The organism is Pseudoxanthomonas mexicana (genome assembly GCF_046736355.1).
Lineage (GTDB): Bacteria > Pseudomonadota > Gammaproteobacteria > Xanthomonadales > Xanthomonadaceae > Pseudoxanthomonas_A > Pseudoxanthomonas_A mexicana_B.
Genome location: NZ_CP157201.1, coordinates 2142919 through 2158425, shown reverse-complemented (window position 1 = coordinate 2158425; position 15507 = coordinate 2142919). Strand labels below are relative to the sequence as shown.

16 protein-coding genes are annotated in these 15507 nt (G+C 69.0%); 9 read left to right on the top strand and 7 right to left on the bottom strand.

Annotated elements, in window-relative coordinates:
• The first annotated feature begins 49 nt into the window (after window positions 1-49).
• The 4 genes from sdhC to AAG688_RS09880 all read left to right on the top strand — a co-directional run bounded on the left by sdhC (window position 50) and on the right by AAG688_RS09880 (window position 3552).
• On the top strand, window positions 50-445 hold the full coding sequence (sdhC, locus tag AAG688_RS09895; RefSeq protein WP_411832096.1) for a succinate dehydrogenase, cytochrome b556 subunit: 396 nt from the start codon (window positions 50-52) through the stop codon (window positions 443-445).
• Window positions 442-828, top strand: coding sequence for a succinate dehydrogenase, hydrophobic membrane anchor protein (sdhD, locus tag AAG688_RS09890; protein WP_411832095.1), 387 nt, complete (start codon window positions 442-444; stop codon window positions 826-828). The genes sdhC and sdhD overlap by 4 nt, the downstream gene beginning before the upstream one ends.
• 30 nt (window positions 829-858) lie before the next feature.
• Window positions 859-2649: a succinate dehydrogenase flavoprotein subunit gene (gene sdhA, locus AAG688_RS09885; RefSeq protein ID WP_411832094.1), complete on the top strand. Its 1791-nt coding sequence runs from the start codon at window positions 859-861 to the stop codon at window positions 2647-2649.
• A 117-nt stretch (window positions 2650-2766) separates the two neighbouring features.
• Complete coding sequence (locus tag AAG688_RS09880) at window positions 2767-3552, top strand: succinate dehydrogenase iron-sulfur subunit (RefSeq protein WP_411832093.1); 786 nt, start codon at window positions 2767-2769, stop codon at window positions 3550-3552.
• A gap of 321 nt (window positions 3553-3873) precedes the next feature.
• Here the strand turns inward: AAG688_RS09880 and AAG688_RS09875 are convergent, their stop codons facing one another.
• From AAG688_RS09875 to cyoA, 7 genes are all read right to left on the bottom strand, one after another.
• Window positions 3874-4428, bottom strand: coding sequence for a response regulator transcription factor (locus AAG688_RS09875; RefSeq protein ID WP_411832092.1), 555 nt, complete (start codon window positions 4426-4428; stop codon window positions 3874-3876).
• Window positions 4418-5785 (bottom strand): ATP-binding protein, encoded by a 1368-nt coding sequence (locus AAG688_RS09870; RefSeq protein WP_411832091.1) that lies wholly within the window; start codon window positions 5783-5785, stop codon window positions 4418-4420. The genes AAG688_RS09875 and AAG688_RS09870 overlap by 11 nt, the downstream gene beginning before the upstream one ends.
• Entirely contained in the window at window positions 5785-6474 is a 690-nt protein-coding gene (locus AAG688_RS09865; RefSeq protein WP_411832089.1) for an SURF1 family protein, read from the bottom strand. Before AAG688_RS09865 ends, AAG688_RS09870 begins: the two co-directional genes overlap by 1 nt.
• A gap of 346 nt (window positions 6475-6820) precedes the next feature.
• On the bottom strand, window positions 6821-7237 hold the full coding sequence (gene cyoD / locus AAG688_RS09860; RefSeq protein WP_411832088.1) for a cytochrome o ubiquinol oxidase subunit IV: 417 nt from the start codon (window positions 7235-7237) through the stop codon (window positions 6821-6823).
• Window positions 7234-7881, bottom strand: a complete 648-nt coding sequence (gene cyoC / locus AAG688_RS09855; RefSeq protein WP_411832087.1) for a cytochrome o ubiquinol oxidase subunit III — start codon at window positions 7879-7881, stop codon at window positions 7234-7236. The genes cyoD and cyoC overlap by 4 nt, the downstream gene beginning before the upstream one ends.
• The gene (cyoB, locus tag AAG688_RS09850) at window positions 7874-9847 is read right to left on the bottom strand and encodes a cytochrome o ubiquinol oxidase subunit I (RefSeq protein ID WP_411834983.1); all 1974 of its coding nucleotides are present in this window, start codon (window positions 9845-9847) and stop codon (window positions 7874-7876) included. Before cyoB ends, cyoC begins: the two co-directional genes overlap by 8 nt.
• Window positions 9848-9919: 72 nt before the next feature.
• The gene (cyoA, locus tag AAG688_RS09845) at window positions 9920-10975 is read right to left on the bottom strand and encodes a ubiquinol oxidase subunit II (RefSeq protein WP_411832086.1); all 1056 of its coding nucleotides are present in this window, start codon (window positions 10973-10975) and stop codon (window positions 9920-9922) included.
• A gap of 195 nt (window positions 10976-11170) precedes the next feature.
• On the opposite strand from cyoA, the gene AAG688_RS09840 reads away from it, so the two are divergent.
• From AAG688_RS09840 to lolD, 5 genes are all read left to right on the top strand, one after another.
• Complete coding sequence (locus tag AAG688_RS09840; protein ID WP_411832085.1) at window positions 11171-12499, top strand: MFS transporter; 1329 nt, start codon at window positions 11171-11173, stop codon at window positions 12497-12499.
• Window positions 12500-12574: 75 nt separating this feature from the next.
• Window positions 12575-12856 carry a succinate dehydrogenase assembly factor 2 gene (locus AAG688_RS09835; RefSeq protein ID WP_411834982.1) on the top strand — a complete coding sequence of 94 codons (282 nt, stop codon included), beginning with the start codon at window positions 12575-12577 and terminating at the stop codon, window positions 12854-12856.
• A 19-nt stretch (window positions 12857-12875) separates the two neighbouring features.
• Window positions 12876-13259, top strand: a complete 384-nt coding sequence (locus AAG688_RS09830) for a hypothetical protein (RefSeq protein ID WP_411832084.1) — start codon at window positions 12876-12878, stop codon at window positions 13257-13259.
• Window positions 13260-13347: 88 nt separating this feature from the next.
• Window positions 13348-14595 carry a lipoprotein-releasing ABC transporter permease subunit gene (locus AAG688_RS09825; RefSeq protein WP_411832083.1) on the top strand — a complete coding sequence of 416 codons (1248 nt, stop codon included), beginning with the start codon at window positions 13348-13350 and terminating at the stop codon, window positions 14593-14595.
• A complete protein-coding gene (gene lolD / locus AAG688_RS09820) occupies window positions 14588-15331 on the top strand; it encodes a lipoprotein-releasing ABC transporter ATP-binding protein LolD (protein WP_411832082.1) in 744 nt (247 codons plus the stop codon). The genes AAG688_RS09825 and lolD overlap by 8 nt, the downstream gene beginning before the upstream one ends.
• Window positions 15332-15507 lie beyond the last annotated feature (176 nt).

Here is a 15507-nt window from a genome sequence, read left to right as displayed (position 1 = left end):
TAGCCAACGCGGTCGCATGACCGCACAGCCGAGACAACGAGCGCAGCGCATGGCGACCCGAGAACGTCCGCTTTCACCGCACCTGCAGGTGTACCGGTGGCAGATCCAGATGGTCACTTCGATCCTGCACCGCGCCACCGGCGTGCTGCTGGCCTTCGGCGCACTGCTGATCGCCGCCGCGCTGCTGGCGCTGATGCTGGGGCCGCAGGCCTGGGCCTGCGTCACCGAGCTGGCCGCCGCCTGGTACGGCAAGGCCTTCCTGTTCGGCTGGAGCTGGGCCTTCGCCTACCACCTGTGCAACGGCATCCGCCACGTCGTGCAGGATTTCGCCATCGGCTTCAGCATCCCCGCGTTCGTGCGCAGCAGCTGGCTGTCGGTCATCGGCAGCCTGGTGATCACCGCGCTGATCTGGGGCTGGCTGCTGTTCCAGGGAGGTGCCGCATGAGCAACAAGTTCCGCACGCCGCTGAAGAACGTGCGCGGCCTGGGCGCCGCCAAGATCGGCACCGAGCATTTCGTCCACCAGCGCCTGACCGCCACCGCGCTGGTCCTGCTGGCGACCTGGTTCCTGATCTTCGTGCTGGGACTGGTCGGCAGCGACCACGCCACCGCGGTCGAGGCGGTGTCCCGGCCGTGGAACGCGATCCTGCTGGTCGGTTTCCTGGTGGCGATGTTCTGGCATGCGCAGATCGGCCTGCAGGTCATCCTGGAGGACTACATCCACAACTCGCTTCTGGCCCTGGCCCTGCAGGTGACGGTGAAGTTCGTCGCCGTGCTGGGCGCAATCGTCAGCATCTTCGCGGTTGCCCGCATCGCACTCGGCGCCTGAGCCGCCGGTCCCGACAGGAATCCAGACAGCATGTCCGCCTACAAGATCACCGAACACAAGTACGACATGGTCGTCGTCGGCGCCGGCGGCGCCGGCCTGCGCGCCACCTTCGGCCTGGCCCAGAAGGGCCTGCAGACGGTGTGCCTGACCAAGGTCTTCCCGACCCGTTCGCACACCGTGGCCGCGCAGGGCGGCATCTCCGCCGCGCTGGGCAACATGGGCGAGGACGACTGGCGCTATCACTTCTACGACACCATCAAGGGCTCGGACTGGCTGGGCGACCAGGACGCCATCGAGTACATGTGCCGCGAGGCGATCCCGGCGATCATCGAGCTGGAGCACTACGGCGTGCCGTTCTCGCGCACCGAGGAAGGCAAGATCTACCAGCGCCCGTTCGGTGGCATGACCACCCGCTACGGCGAGGGCCCGCCGGCGCAGCGCACCTGCGCCGCCGCCGATCGCACCGGCCACGCGATGCTGCACACGCTGTACCAGCAGTCGCTGGCGCATGATGCGCGCTTCATGATCGAGTACTTCGCGCTCGACCTCATCTTCGACGAGGAAGGCGTCTGCCGCGGCGTGCTGGCCCTGGACATGGCCGAGGGCTCGCTGCACCTGTTCCGCGCCCACGGCGTGGTGCTGGCCACCGGCGGCTACGGCCGCGCCTACTTCAGCGCCACTTCGGCCCACACCTGCACCGGCGACGGCGGCGGCCTGGTGATGCGCGCCGGCCTGCCGATGCAGGACATGGAGTTCGTGCAGTTCCACCCGACCGGCATCTACGGCGCCGGCTGCCTGATCACCGAGGGCGTGCGCGGCGAAGGCGGCATCCTGCGCAACAGTAGCGGCGAGCGCTTCATGGAGCGCTATGCCCCGCACTACAAGGACCTGGCCTCGCGCGACGTGGTGTCGCGTTCGATGACCATCGAGATCCGCGAGGGCCGCGGCGTCGGCGAGCACAAGGACCACATCCTGCTCGACCTGACCCACCTGGGCCCGGAAGTGATCAACGAGAAGCTGCCCGGCATCGCCGAAAGCGCGCACATCTTCGCCGGCGTGGACGTGACCAAGCAGCCGATCCCGGTGATCCCGACCGTGCACTACAACATGGGCGGCATCCCGACCAACTACCACGGCGAGGTGGTGCGCAAGGTCGGCGACAACCCCGACGCCGTGGTGCCGGGCCTGTACGCCATCGGCGAGGCCGCCTGCGTGTCGGTGCACGGCGCCAACCGGCTGGGTTCGAACTCGCTGCTGGACCTGGTGGTGTTCGGCCGCGCGGTCGCCAACCGCTGCGCCGAGACGATCAAGAAGAACGCCCCGCACAAGCCGCTGGCCTCCGACGCCTGCGACAAGGCGTTGGCGCACCTGGACAAGCTGCGCCACGCCAAGGGCGGCACGCCGACGGCGATCATCCGCGATCGCATGCAGCGCACGATGCAGTCCGACGCGGCGGTGTTCCGCACCAGCAAGACGCTGGCCGAAGGCTGCGGGAAGATGGCCGAGGTGTTCGCCAGCTTCGAGGACGTCAAGGTCTCCGATCGCTCGCTGATCTGGAACTCGGACCTGATCGAGACCTACGAGCTGCACAACCTGCTGCTCAACGCGGTGGCGACGATCAACTCGGCCGAGCAGCGCAAGGAAAGCCGCGGCGCGCACGCGCACGAGGACTACCCCGAGCGCGACGACGTCAACTGGCACAAGCACACGCTGGTGACGGTGGACGAGCGCGGCGGGTGCAGCTTCGACTATCGTCCGGTGCACATGTACACGCTCAGCAAGGACGTGGACGTGGTGCCGCCGAAGCCGCGCGTGTACTGACCAAAGCCGGGAATAGGGAATGGGGAATCGGGAATCGATGTCGTCCTTAACGGTCGCCGCAGTTTCCGGATCTTTCCATTCCCGATTCCCCATTCCCTATTCCCGGAATTGAAAGCCATGGCAGAGTTTTCTCTCCCCAAGAACTCCCGCATCACCAAGGGCAAGCATTTCCCCGCCAAGAGCGGCGGCGGAAACGTGCGCACCTTCAAGATCTACCGCTGGAGTCCGGACGACGACCAGAACCCGCGCACCGACACCTACGAGGTGGACCTGGACGCGTGCGGGCCGATGGTTCTCGACGCGCTCATCAAGATCAAGAACGAGATCGACCCCACGCTGACCTTCCGCCGCTCCTGCCGCGAGGGCATCTGCGGTTCGTGCGCGATGAACATCGACGGCACCAACACGCTGGCCTGCACGCGCGCCATCAGCGACTGCAAGAAGGAAGAGGTGCCGATCTACCCGCTGCCGCACATGAGCGTGGTCAAGGACCTGGTGCCGGACCTGACCCACTTCTACGCGCAGTACGCCTCGATCAAGCCGTGGATCCGCACGCAGACCCCGCCGCCGCCGGACCGCGAGCGCCTGCAGTCGCCGGAGGACCGCAAGCACCTCGACGGCCTGTACGAGTGCATCCTGTGCGCCTGCTGCTCGACCAGCTGCCCGAGCTACTGGTGGAACGGTGACCGCTACCTCGGCCCGGCGATCCTGCTGCAGGCCTACCGCTGGATCGTCGACTCGCGCGACGAGGACACCGGCGCGCGCCTGGACGACCTGGAAGACCCGTTCAAGCTGTACCGCTGCCACACCATCATGAACTGCGCGCGCACCTGCCCGAAGGGCCTGAACCCGGCGCTGGCGATCGCCGAGATCAAGAAGCTGCTGATGGCGCGGCGCGCCTGAGCCGGCCTGCAACAGGGTGATTGCACGAAAGGCCCGGGAAACCGGGCCTTTTCGTTGCCGTTGGATGGGGCCAGAAGCTTCAGCATGCTCTGGCTCTGGCTCTGGCTGTTGCCATGCTTTTGATTTCCAGCGCCTTGAAGCAAGCCGAGCATCGCAGGACAACGGGGCCGAAGATCTGCCCTTGTCTGAGCGCAGCGAGTTTGGGCAGCTCTTCGGCCCTGCCGGTCTGCGATGCTCGGCTCGCTTTACGGCAGGGGAAGTCAAGAGCAGAAAATCAACGGCAACCGTAACCGCAACCGCAACCGCTGTTGCCGTCGCCGGCTACTTCACCTGCTGCTTGCCCAGCTTGCGCGCCAGCGTGCGCCGGTGCATGCCCAGCCGGCGGGCGGTTTCGGAGACGTTGAAGCCGGTCTCGGCCAGAACTTCGTGGATGCGCTCCCATTCCAGCGTCTTGATCGAGGTGGGGCGCTCGCCCAGGCCGACCTCGGCGTTGCCTTCGGCGCGGCCGAAGGCCGCCTCGATGTCGTCGGTGTTGGAGGGCTTGGCCAGGTAGTGGCAGGCGCCGAGCTTGATCGCCTCCACCGCGGTGGCGATGCTGGCGTAGCCGGTCAGCACCACGATCAGCATCTTCGGATCGCGCGCGTGCAGAGCCTGCACGCAGGCCAGGCCGGAACTGCCGCCGGCCAGCTTCAGGTCCACCACCGCGTAGCCGGGCGAGAAATCCTGCAGCACGCCTTCCAGGTCGGCCTGGCCGCCGGCGTGGCGCACTTCGTAGCCGCGCCGCTCGAACGAGCGGGTCAGGGTGCGGGCGAAGGCGGCGTCGTCCTCGACGATCAGCAGGCGGCGAGGCGGGGAAGTGGCGTTTTCATTGCTCATCGGATTGCTCCGGTTCGTGCCTGTCCAGCGCCAGCGCCGACAGCGGCAGTTCCAGCACCACCTCGGCGCCGCGCGGCTGGCGGTTGGCCGCGTACAGGCGGCCGCCGAGGCTGCGTGCCACGTTCAGCGACAGGAACAGGCCGAGCCCGCCGCCCGGACGCCCCTTGCTGGAATTGTAGGGCTTGCCGAAATCGGCCAGCGTCGCGGCGGTGAAACCCGGCCCGGCGTCGCTGACCTTCAGCCGCAGCAACTCGCCGTTGTCGCCTTCGCGGGTGACTTCCAGCCCGACCCAGTCCGGCGAGGCCTCCAGCGCGTTGTCGAGGATGTTGCCGATCATCTGCTTCAGGCCCGAGTCGGACACGATCGGCACGTCCTCGTCGAGGTGGCGGCGGTAGTCCAGCGTGTTCACCGGGCGGGTGGCGCACCAGTCGCTGGCCAGTTCGTCGAGGAAGCCCACCAGCGTGGTCTGCGCCGGCGCCTCGCCACGGGCGTCGCCGGCCGACAGCAGGATGCCGGTGACGATGGCCTTGCAGCGTTCGAGCTGGGTCTGCATCTCGTCCAGGTCCTGCTGCAGTTCCGGGTGCGCGGAGAACGGCTCCATCCGCCGCCAGTCGCCGAGCAGCACCGACAGCGTGGCCAGCGGCGTGCCCAGCTCGTGCGCGGCGCCGGAGGCGAGCAGGCCCATGCGCACGATGTGCTCCTCTTCGGCGGCCTGCTGGCGCAGGTCGGCCAGGCGCGCGTCGCGGTCGCGCAGGATGCGCGCGATGCGGCCGATGAACACGCCGGCCAGCACCGCGGTCAGCACGAAGCAGGCCAACAACCCCTGCACGTAGGGATCGGCGATGCCGCGCGCCGGCTCGGCGGCGATCGTCACCGGCCCCGGGAACACCACCAGTCCCAGCACGCCGACGCCGCTGGCGGCCAACACCACCCATCCGGCCCAGGCCGGCAGCAGCACCGCGCCCAGCGCCACCTGCAGCAGGTACAGGAACACGAACGGGTTGGTGATGCCGCCGCTCAGGTGCAACTGCGCGGTCAGCGCGGCCACGTCGACCAGCAGCGCGGCCAGCAGCGCCAGATCGCTCACGTGCTGGCGCGGCCGCCAGAAGATCAGGCTGGCCAGGTTGAACAGCGCCAGGTAGGCGACGACGCTGAGCATCGCCGCCAGCGGCAGGCGGATGTCCAGCGCGAAGTGGACGAAGCCGATCGTGGCGAGCTGGCCGACCATCGCAATCCAGCGCAACTGGATCAGCTGCTGCATGCTGCGCGCGGCGGCGCCGCGGGTGGTGTCGCTGCGCGCCGACTCGAAGGCCTGCCGCTTGGGGGTGTCGTGTTCCGCGTTGTCCAGGGTGAGCATCAAGGGGTTTCCGTGCGGTGCCGGCGCCAGCGGCGGCGGATGCGCGATTCCTCCAGCGCGAAGCGCCAGGCGCCGCCGGCCACCAGCAGGGCCAGCACGAACCAGGTCAGCGCATAGCCCAGGTGGTTGTCGCGGAACCGTACCACCGTCAGCCCGCCGCGGGGCCACGGCGTGCCGGCCTGCGCGGCCGAGGCGGCGTCGGCATCGACGAAGAACGGGGCGGCGTTCGCCAATCCGTGATGGGCGGCGATGGCCTCGACGTCGCGCGAGTGCCAGCGATCCTCGGCCGGTGCGTTGCGGCGCAGGAAGCCGCCGCCGGGTTCGGACAGGCGCAGCAGTCCGGTCACGTCGGCCGTTTCCGCGGCCGGCGGTGGCGCGCGCCAGTCCTCCGGCACGAAGCCCAGGTTCACCAGCACCACGCTGCCGTCGTCGCGGCGCAGCGGGCGCAGCAGCCAGCGGCCGGGACCGGCCTCGGTCACCGCCTGCACGCGGGTGTCGCGGCCTTGCAGCCAGCGGCCTTGCAGGCGCACGCGGCGGTATTCCTGCTGCTTCGGCGTGGAGGCCCAGGCCGCGGCGTCGGGAGCCGGCGCGGGCGCGGCATGCACGCGCGCTTCCACCCGCGCGATCAGGTCGTGCTTCCAGGCCAGGCGCTGCAATTGCCAGATGCCGAGCGTGGTGAAAAGTGCCACGCCGCAGGTGAATGCTGCCGCCAACAGTGTCAGTGCCAATGGGCCGCGTGGCGGGCGCGTGGCTGTGGCGTTTTTGTGCGGGCTTGTCGTGGGGCCGAGTTGCTCATTCATGGTTGCGTGCCCGTTGCCGCCGGTGGGCTAGGGTGTGTTATGCGCTTTCCCACAGGCCAGGGCCATCGCGATGCGATACAGAGGGCCTCGTCAGGGCCGCTTCCCGCATCCGGGCGTGGCGAGCCGAGCAAGCTCGGCTCTACAGCCAAACTCGTTGTAGAGCCGAGCTTGCTCGGCTTCCCAGCCATGCCAGCGCGGCCCACGCCGTACTCAAAGCGGCACAGACGCGCGGATATCAAGGCAGGTTGCGCACGTCGTGTGGCGACATCGGCATCATGTTGACGTTGAGGTGGTGCATGACCCACAGCGAGCCGGCCAGCACGATCACCACCAGCACCAGGGTGAAGATCAGTGCCAGCAGGTTCCAGCCGCCTTCCGACCTGGCGTTCATGTGCAGGAAGTACACCATCTGCACGACGATCTGGACCGCCGCCAAGCCCAGGATCACCAGCGCGGTGACGCCCGAGTCGGCGAAGACGCCGCCCATCACCAGCCAGAACGGGATCACGGTCAGGATCACCGACAGCACGAAGCCGACGACGTAGTCGCGCAGGCTGCCGTGCGCGGCCTCGTCGTGCCCGACGTGCGGGCCGTGCTCGCCGCCGTGCTCGTCGTGGCCGTGGGTCGCGTGCGGGTCGCGGGGCTGGCTCATGGCAGCGCTCCCATCAGGTAGACGAAGGTGAAGACGCCGATCCAGACGACGTCGAGGAAGTGCCAGAACATCGACAGGCACAGCAGCCGGCGGCGGTTCTCCGGGCCCAGCCCGTAGCGCCGCACCTGCACCATCAGCACCACCAGCCAGACGATGCCGAAGGCCACGTGCAGGCCGTGGGTGCCGACCAGCGCGAAGAACGCCGACAGGAACGCGCTGCGCCGCGGGCCGGCGCCCTGGTGGATCAGGTGCGAGAACTCGTACAGCTCCAGGCCCAGGAAGGCCAGGCCGAACACGCCGGTCACCGCCAGCCACAGCAGCACGCCGGCGACGTGCCGGCGCTGCATGGACAGCATCGCGAAGCCGTAGGTGATCGAGGACAGCAGCAGCATCGCCGTGTTGACCGCGACCAGTTGCAGGTCGAACAGGTCCGCGCCGGTGGGGCCGGCCGCGTAGTTGCGGCCGAGCACGCCGTAGACGGCGAACAGGCAGGCGAAGATCAGGCAGTCGCTCATCAGGTACAGCCAGAACCCGAGCAGGGTGCCCTGCTGCGGATGGTGGCGGCCGGACAGGTCGTAGAACTGCGGCGGCTGCCCGGGCGCGGGCGACGCGCCTGCGGCGGGGAGGGCGTGGGCGTCAGACATGGGCGTTCAGCAGGGCGGTGCGCTGCTCCTCGGTCCCGGCCACGGTCTGCGCCGGGATGTGGTAGTCGCGCTTGTAGTTGAAGCTGTGGACGATGGCGGCGATGACCGTGGCCGCCAGCGAGGCGATCGCCAGCCACCACACGTGCCAGACCAGGGTGAAGCCGCACACGGTGCTCAGGCCGGCGATGACCACGCCGGCGGCGGTGTTCCTCGGCATGTGGATCGGCAGGAAGCCGGCCAGTGGCCGCCTGGCGCCGCGCTGCTTCATGTCCCACCAGGCGTCGTTGTCGTGCACCACCGGGGTGAAGGCGAAGTTGTACTCCGGCGGCGGCGAGGAGGTGGACCATTCCAGGCTGCGGCCGTCCCACGGGTCGCCGTTGACGTCGCGCAGCTGCTCGCGCCTGCGGAAGCTGACGAAGATGCAGATCAGGAAGCAGGCGATGCCGATGGCGACCAGCACCGCGCCGAAGGCGGCGATCTGGAACCAGATCTGCAGCGAGGGATCGGTGAAGTGGCTGACGCGGCGGGTCACGCCCATCAGGCCCAGCACGTACAGCGGGGTGAAGGCGAACCAGTAGCCGGCCAGCCAGAACCAGAACGACATCTTCCCCCAGAAGTCGTCGAGCTTGAAGCCGAACGCCTTCGGGAACCAGAACGTCATGCCGGCGAACAGGCCGAACACCACGCCGCCGATGATCACGTTGTGGAAATGCGCGACCAGGAACAGGCTGTTGTGCAGCACGAAGTCGGCCGGCGGCACCGCCAGCAGCACGCCGGTCATGCCGCCGACGACGAAGGTGACCATGAAGCCGATCGTCCACAGCATCGGCACCTCGAAGCGGATCCGCCCGCGGTACATGGTGAACAGCCAGTTGAAGATCTTCGCGCCCGTGGGGATCGAGATGATCATCGTGGTGATGCCGAAGAACGAGTTGACGCTGGCGCCCGAGCCCATCGTGAAGAAGTGGTGCAGCCACACCAGGTAGGACAGGATGGTGATCACCACGGTGGCGTAGACCATCGAGCTGTAGCCGAACAGGCGCTTGCCCGAGTAGGTGGCCACGATCTCGGAGTACACGCCGAACAGCGGCAGGATCAGGATGTAGACCTCCGGATGGCCCCAGATCCAGATCAGGTTCACGTACATCATCGGGTTGCCGCCGAGATCGTTGGTGAAGAAGTTGGTCCCCGCGTAGCGGTCCAGCGCCAGCAGCGCCAGCACCGCGGTCAGCACCGGGAAGGTCACCACGATCAGCACGTTGGTGCACAGCGCGGTCCAGGTGAACACCGGCATCCGCATCAGGGTCATGCCCGGCGCGCGCATCTTGACGATGGTCACTATCAGGTTCACGCCCGACAGCAACGTGCCGACGCCGGCTATCTGCAGCGCCCAGATGTAGTAGTCCACGCCGACGTCGGGGCTGTAGTCGATGCCCGACAGCGGCGGGTAGGCCAGCCAGCCGGTCTTGGCGAACTCGCCGACGAACAGCGACACCATCACCAGCCCGGCGCCGGCGGCGGTCATCCAGAAGCTGAAGTTGTTGAGGAACGGGAAGGCGACGTCGCGGGTGCCGATCTGCAGCGGCACCAGGTAGTTCATCAGGCCGGTGACCAGCGGCATGGCCACGAAGAAGATCATGATCACGCCGTGGGCGGTGAAGATCTGGTCGTAGTGGTGCGGCGGCAGGTAGCCGAGGTTGTCGCCGAAGGCCATGGCCTGCTGCAGGCGCATCATCAACGCGTCGGCGAAGCCGCGCAGCAGCATCACCAGGCCCAGCACCATGTACATGATGCCGATCTTCTTGTGGTCGATGCTGGTGATCCAGTCGCGCCACAGCCTGCCCCACAGCCGGTAGCGGGTCAGCAGGTAGAGCATGGCCAGGCCGCCGAGCACCACGCCGGCGAAGGTGGCGATCAGGATCGGCTCGTGCAGCGGGAGCGCGCTCCAGCTCAGGCGGCCGAAGATCGGGTGGTCGGCGATGGGAGTGGCGTTTTCGGGCGTCATGTCGTCAACGGGCTTGCGGCGCGGCGCGCGCGATCAGGGGGCGGAGCGGGAGAGGAAGGGCAGGCCGGCGGCGGGCGGATCGCCGGCGCGGCACATCGCCGACTGCACGTAGCTGCGGCCGCGCAGGTCGCCGCGCTGGCGCGCCTCCAGTCCTTCCATGCGGGTGCGGCCGGCGCCGTTGCCGGCGTCGATGGCCATCATCTCGTGCATGCACATGCGGCGCGGGTCGACGCAGCGGTTGAGGATGGCCTCGTAGAGGTCGCCGTCGACGCGTGCGTAGTGGCGCACCGGCTCGCGCTCGCTGGGCTTCTCCAGTTCCAGGTAGGCGTCGCGATCCAGTTCCGCGCCGCTGGCGCGCACCTTCGCCACCCACCGTTCGAAGCCGGCCTCGTCGGTGGCGTGGAAGCGAAAGCGCATGCCGGAGAAGCCGGCGCCGCTGTAGTTGGAGGAGAAGCCCTCGTACTCGCCCGGCGTGTTCATCACCGCGTTCAGCTCGGTCTGCATGCCGGGCATGGTGTAGATCATGCCGGCCAGCGCCGGCACGTAGAACGCGTTCATCACCGTGGAGGAGGTGAGCTTGAAGCGGATTGGCCGATCCACCGGCGCGGCCAGCTCGTTGACCGTGGCGATGCCCTGTTCCGGGTAGAGGAACAGCCACTTCCAGTCCAGCGAAACCACCTCGACCTCCAGCGGCCGCACGCCCTCCGGCACCGGCTTGCCCGCGGCGATGCGATCCAGCGGGCGGTACGGATCCAGGGTGTGCGTGCTGATCCAGGTGATCGCGCCCAGCGCGATGATGATCAGCAGCGGCGCGGCCCAGATCACCAGCTCCAGCTGCAGCGAGTGGTCCCAGTCCGGCTTGTAGGTGGCGGCCTTGTTCGAGGCCCGGTAGCGCCAGGCGAAGAACAGCGTCAGCGCGATCACCGGGACGATGATGATCAGCATCAGCACGGTGGCGACCACGATCAGGTCGCCCTGCTGGCGCGCCACGTCACCGGGCGCGTTGAGCAGGATCGTGTTGCAGCCGGCCAGCGGCAGGACCAGGCCGGCGGCCGCGAGCAGGCGGCGCAGGGGCTTGAATGGAGGCATGGGAGGCGGACGTGTGCAGTCGCGGCGGGAAGCACTCTAGCGCCGGGTCGCGATGGGGGCGATTGGACGTTTTGTCCTATGGCCGCGGCGTTGCGTTGGTGGGAACCTGTGCCGACCGGCGTTCTGCCCGGCGCGCGCACGCGCATGCGCCGCTCATCGATTCCCGTCACCGCACCACCAGCCACTCCGCCCGCGATGTCCTCGATTCCCGCGTCCAGTTCCACCGTCTCCGTCCACGGCCCGGACTCCGAGCCGCACAGCGAGGTCGCGCCCGGCGAGATCGCCGTCGGCGTGGTCATCGGTCGCGCTTCGGAGTACTTCGACTTCTTCGTCTACGGCATCGCCTCGGCGCTGGTGTTCCCGCGGGTGTTCTTCCCGTTCGCCGAGCCGTTGCAGGCGACGCTGTACTCGTTCGCGGTGTTCGCGCTGGCATTCATCGCGCGGCCCGTGGGCACCGCGCTGTTCCTGCGCATCCAGGAGCGCTGGAGCCGCGGCACCAAGATGACCGCGGCGCTGTTCCTGCTCGGCACCAGCACCGCCGGCATCGCCTTCCTGCCCGGCTACGCGCGGCTGGGCGCAGCCGCCATCGTGCTGCTGGCGCTGCTGCGCATCGCCCAGGGCGTGGCGCTGGGCGGATCCTGGGACGGCCTGCCGTCGCTGCTGGCGCTCAACGCGCCCAGGCACCGTCGCGGCTGGTACGCGATGCTGGGCCAGCTCGGCGCGCCGGTGGGCTTCATCGTGGCGGCCGCGCTGTTCGCCTTCCTGCATTCCAGCCTGTCGGCCGACGACTTCTACGCCTGGGGCTGGCGCTATCCGTTCTTCGCCGCCTTCGCCATCAACGTGGTGGCGCTGTTCGCGCGACTGCGGCTGGTGGTCACCCACCAGTACGAGCAGCAGATGGGCCAGCGCGAGCTGCAGCCGGTGCCGCTGCGCGAACTGTTCCGCGAGAAGGGCCGGCACGTGCTGATCGGCGCGTTCGCGCCGCTGGCCAGCTACGCGCTGTTCCACATCGTCACCATCTTCCCCATCTCGTGGATCCTGCTGTACTCCGGGCAACCGATTGCCGGCTTCCTGATGGTGCAGGTGGCCGGCGGCTTCCTCGCCATCGGCGGCGTGCTGGCCTCGGGCGTGATCGCCGACCGCTTCGGCCGGGTGCCGACGCTGGGCGCGCTGGCGCTGGCGATCGCGATGTTCAGCGGCTTCGCGCCGACCCTGCTCGGCGGTGGGCCGCTGGCGCAGGACGCCTTCATCCTGATCGGCTTCCTGCTGCTGGGCCTGTCCTACGGGCAGTCCTCCGGCGCGGTGACCCGCAACTTCGGCTCGCGCTACCGCTATACCGGCGCGGCGCTGACCTCCGACTTCGCCTGGCTGATCGGCGCGGCCTTCGCCCCGCTGGTGGCGCTGGGCCTGTGCGCGCACTTCGGCCTGGCCTACCTGGGCGCGTACCTGCTGTCCGGTGCGCTGTCCACGCTGGCCGCGCTGGGCATCCACACCTGGCTGAAGCGGCGCGAGGCGCAGGACTGAAGGCCGCGCGCCTGTCAAAAAGCGGGCGGGACGGTCAGAATGTCCGGCTTCTACCGCTTCCGCTCGACCGATGCGATGACGCAGGAAACCCACGACCACGCGCACGCCGCCGAACCGGCCGCCGAACTGCGCCGCATCCGCTGGCGCTGCCGGCGCGGCATGCGCGAGCTCGACCAGCTCTTCGAACGCTACCTGGAACGCGGATGGCCGTCGTCGTCCGACGCCGAGCGCGGCGTTTTCCTACGCCTGCTGGATTGCGAGGACGATAAGCTCTGGCGCTGGTTCATGGGCTACGAGCAATGTCCCGATGGCGAACTCTCCGCGCTGGTGCAACGCATCCGTCGACTGCCGGCTTGAATGGCGCCCCTCGCGCTGGGTGGGCGGCGCGCTCCTGCTGCTGGCGGCGCTGTCGCCGTTCGCGGTGCTTGCCAGCGGGCTGCCGCGCGCAGCGGCCTGGCCGCTGGCGGCGACGGCGCTGGGATACGGCGTGCTGGGCGCGATGCGATACCGGCGACAGCCTGCCCGGCAACTGGTCATCGGCGGACATGGCGGCGAACCATCGCTGGACGGCCTGCCGCTGCGCCAGGCGCGCCTGCGCTGGCGCGGTCCGCTGGCCTTCCTGAGCTGGCGTGACGGGCGCGGCCGCATCCGCCGCCTGCACTGGTGGCCGGATACCCTGCCGGCCGCGCGCCGACGTGAACTGAGGCTGGCCGCCGCCGCGCTCGCCGATGACCGCCCCGCATCGGCGATGGCACCATAGGCGCGGTCGCGCTCCCCCGCGTCCGGCCGCTCGCATACACTGGCGCGTCCGTCCCCCGTCGCATCGCGACCTTCCCGTCCAGGCCCTGATGTTCAAACCCATCCCCGTCGCCATCGGACTGCGCTACCTGCGCGCCAAGCGCCGCAACGGCTTCATCTCCTTCATCTCGCTGGCCTCGATCCTCGGCATCGCGCTGGGCGTGACCGTGCTGATCACCACGCTGTCGGTGATGAGCGGCTTCCAGCGCGAGATCCGCGACCGCCTGCTGCAGATGACCGCCCACGCCACCGTCAGCGGCGCCGGCGAGGCGATGCAGGACTGGCCCCGCGCGGTCGACGTGGCGATGCGCGACGCGCGCGTGTCCGGCGCGGCGCCCTACGTCGACGTGCAGGCCATGCTGACCGGCAACGCCGACCCGCAGGGCGCGCTGGTGCGCGGCGTGCTGCCCGAGCGCGAGCCGCAGGTGTCGGTGCTGGGCGAGAAGATGAAATCCGGCAGGCTCGATTCGCTCGTCCCGGGCGAGTTCCACATCCTGCTGGGGCAGGACCTGGCCGACTGGCTGCGCGTGGGCGTCGGCGACAGCGTGGTCGTCACCGCCGGCGATTTCCAGGGCACGCCGATGGGGGCGATGCCCAAGATCAAGCGCTTCACCGTCAGCGGCACCTTCTCGGTGGGCCACAACGACGTCGACCGCAACCTCGCCATCGTCCACATGGGCGACCTGCAGCGCGTACTGCGGATGGGCGAGGGCGTGACCGGCGTGCGGCTGAAGCTGCACGACATGGACCAGGCCTGGAACGTGGCGCGCGACCTGGCCATCGGCCTGCAGGGGCCGTACCGGATCAGCGACTGGACGCGCGAGAACGCCAACCTCTACCACTCGCTGAAGATGGAGAAGACGGTGATGGGCATCCTGCTGTCGCTGATCATCGCGATGGGCGCGTTCAACCTGGTGTCCTCGCAGGTCATGCTGGTCACCGACAAGCAGGCCGACATCGCCATCCTGCGCACGCTCGGCCTGACCCCGCGCGGGGTGATGCAGGTGTTCATGGTGCAGGGCTCGCTGATCGGCGTCATCGGCACCGTGGCCGGCGTCGCCGGCGGCATCCTGCTGACGCTCAACCTGGAGCGCATCCTCGGCGTCATCGAGTCGGCGTTCGGCATCACCCTGCTGCCGCCGGACGTCTACTACATCACCGGCCTGCCGTACGACCTACAGGCCAGCGACGTGGTGGTGATCGCGCTGGTGGCGCTGACGATGAGCTTCCTCGCCACCCTGTACCCGGCCTGGCGCGCCGCGCGCACCCAGCCGGCGGAGGCGCTGCGCTATGAGTGAGCATCAGGATTCGCAAGTGCGGAAGGCGGGTATGAACGAGACGGTCATCCGCGCCGAGGCGCTGGGCAAGACCTATGCGGAAGGACGGCTGCGCACGCCGGTCTTCGACGGGCTGGAACTGGACGTGCGCGCGGGCGAGACCGTGGCCATCGTCGGCGCGTCCGGCGCCGGCAAGAGCACGCTGCTGCACCTGCTGGGCGGGCTGGACACGCCGACCGCCGGCGAGGTCTACGTGGACGGGCACCGGATGTCGGCGCTGTCCGACGCCGCGCGCGGCCAGCTGCGCAACCGCGCGCTCGGCTTCGTCTACCAGTTCCACCACCTGCTGCCGGAGTTCACCGCGCTGGAGAACGTGATGATGCCGGTGATGCTGGGCGGCGCCGACGTCCGCGAGGCTTCCGCGCGCGCGCGCGAACTGCTGGAGGCGGTCGGGCTGGGCCACCGCATCGAGCACAAGCCGGGCGAGCTGTCCGGCGGAGAACGCCAGCGCGCCGCGGTGGCGCGCGCGCTGGTCAACCGTCCCGCCTGCGTGCTGGGCGACGAGCCGACCGGCAACCTCGACGAGAAGACCGCCGCGACCGTGTTCGAGCTGATGCTGGAACTCAACCGCGCCCAGCGCACCAGCCTGGTGCTGGTGACCCACGACCGCCGCCTCGCGCGCCGGCTGGATCGCGTGCTGGAACTGCACGAGGGCAAGCTGCGCGAACTGGCGCCGGCTTCGCTCGACGGCGCCTGATTCGTCGTCCCGGGAAAGAGGACCGCTTCCTCCGTGTGCAGGCGCGCATGGAACGAGGCGGCCCGACGACGCGTGCTGCAATCCGCACGTGCCGATGCGGCTGATGGGCGCGCCTCCGCGCGGTCCGCGCGTGCTCGATTCGCACTGAACCGGATTATCCCCACGACGCAGCGTCC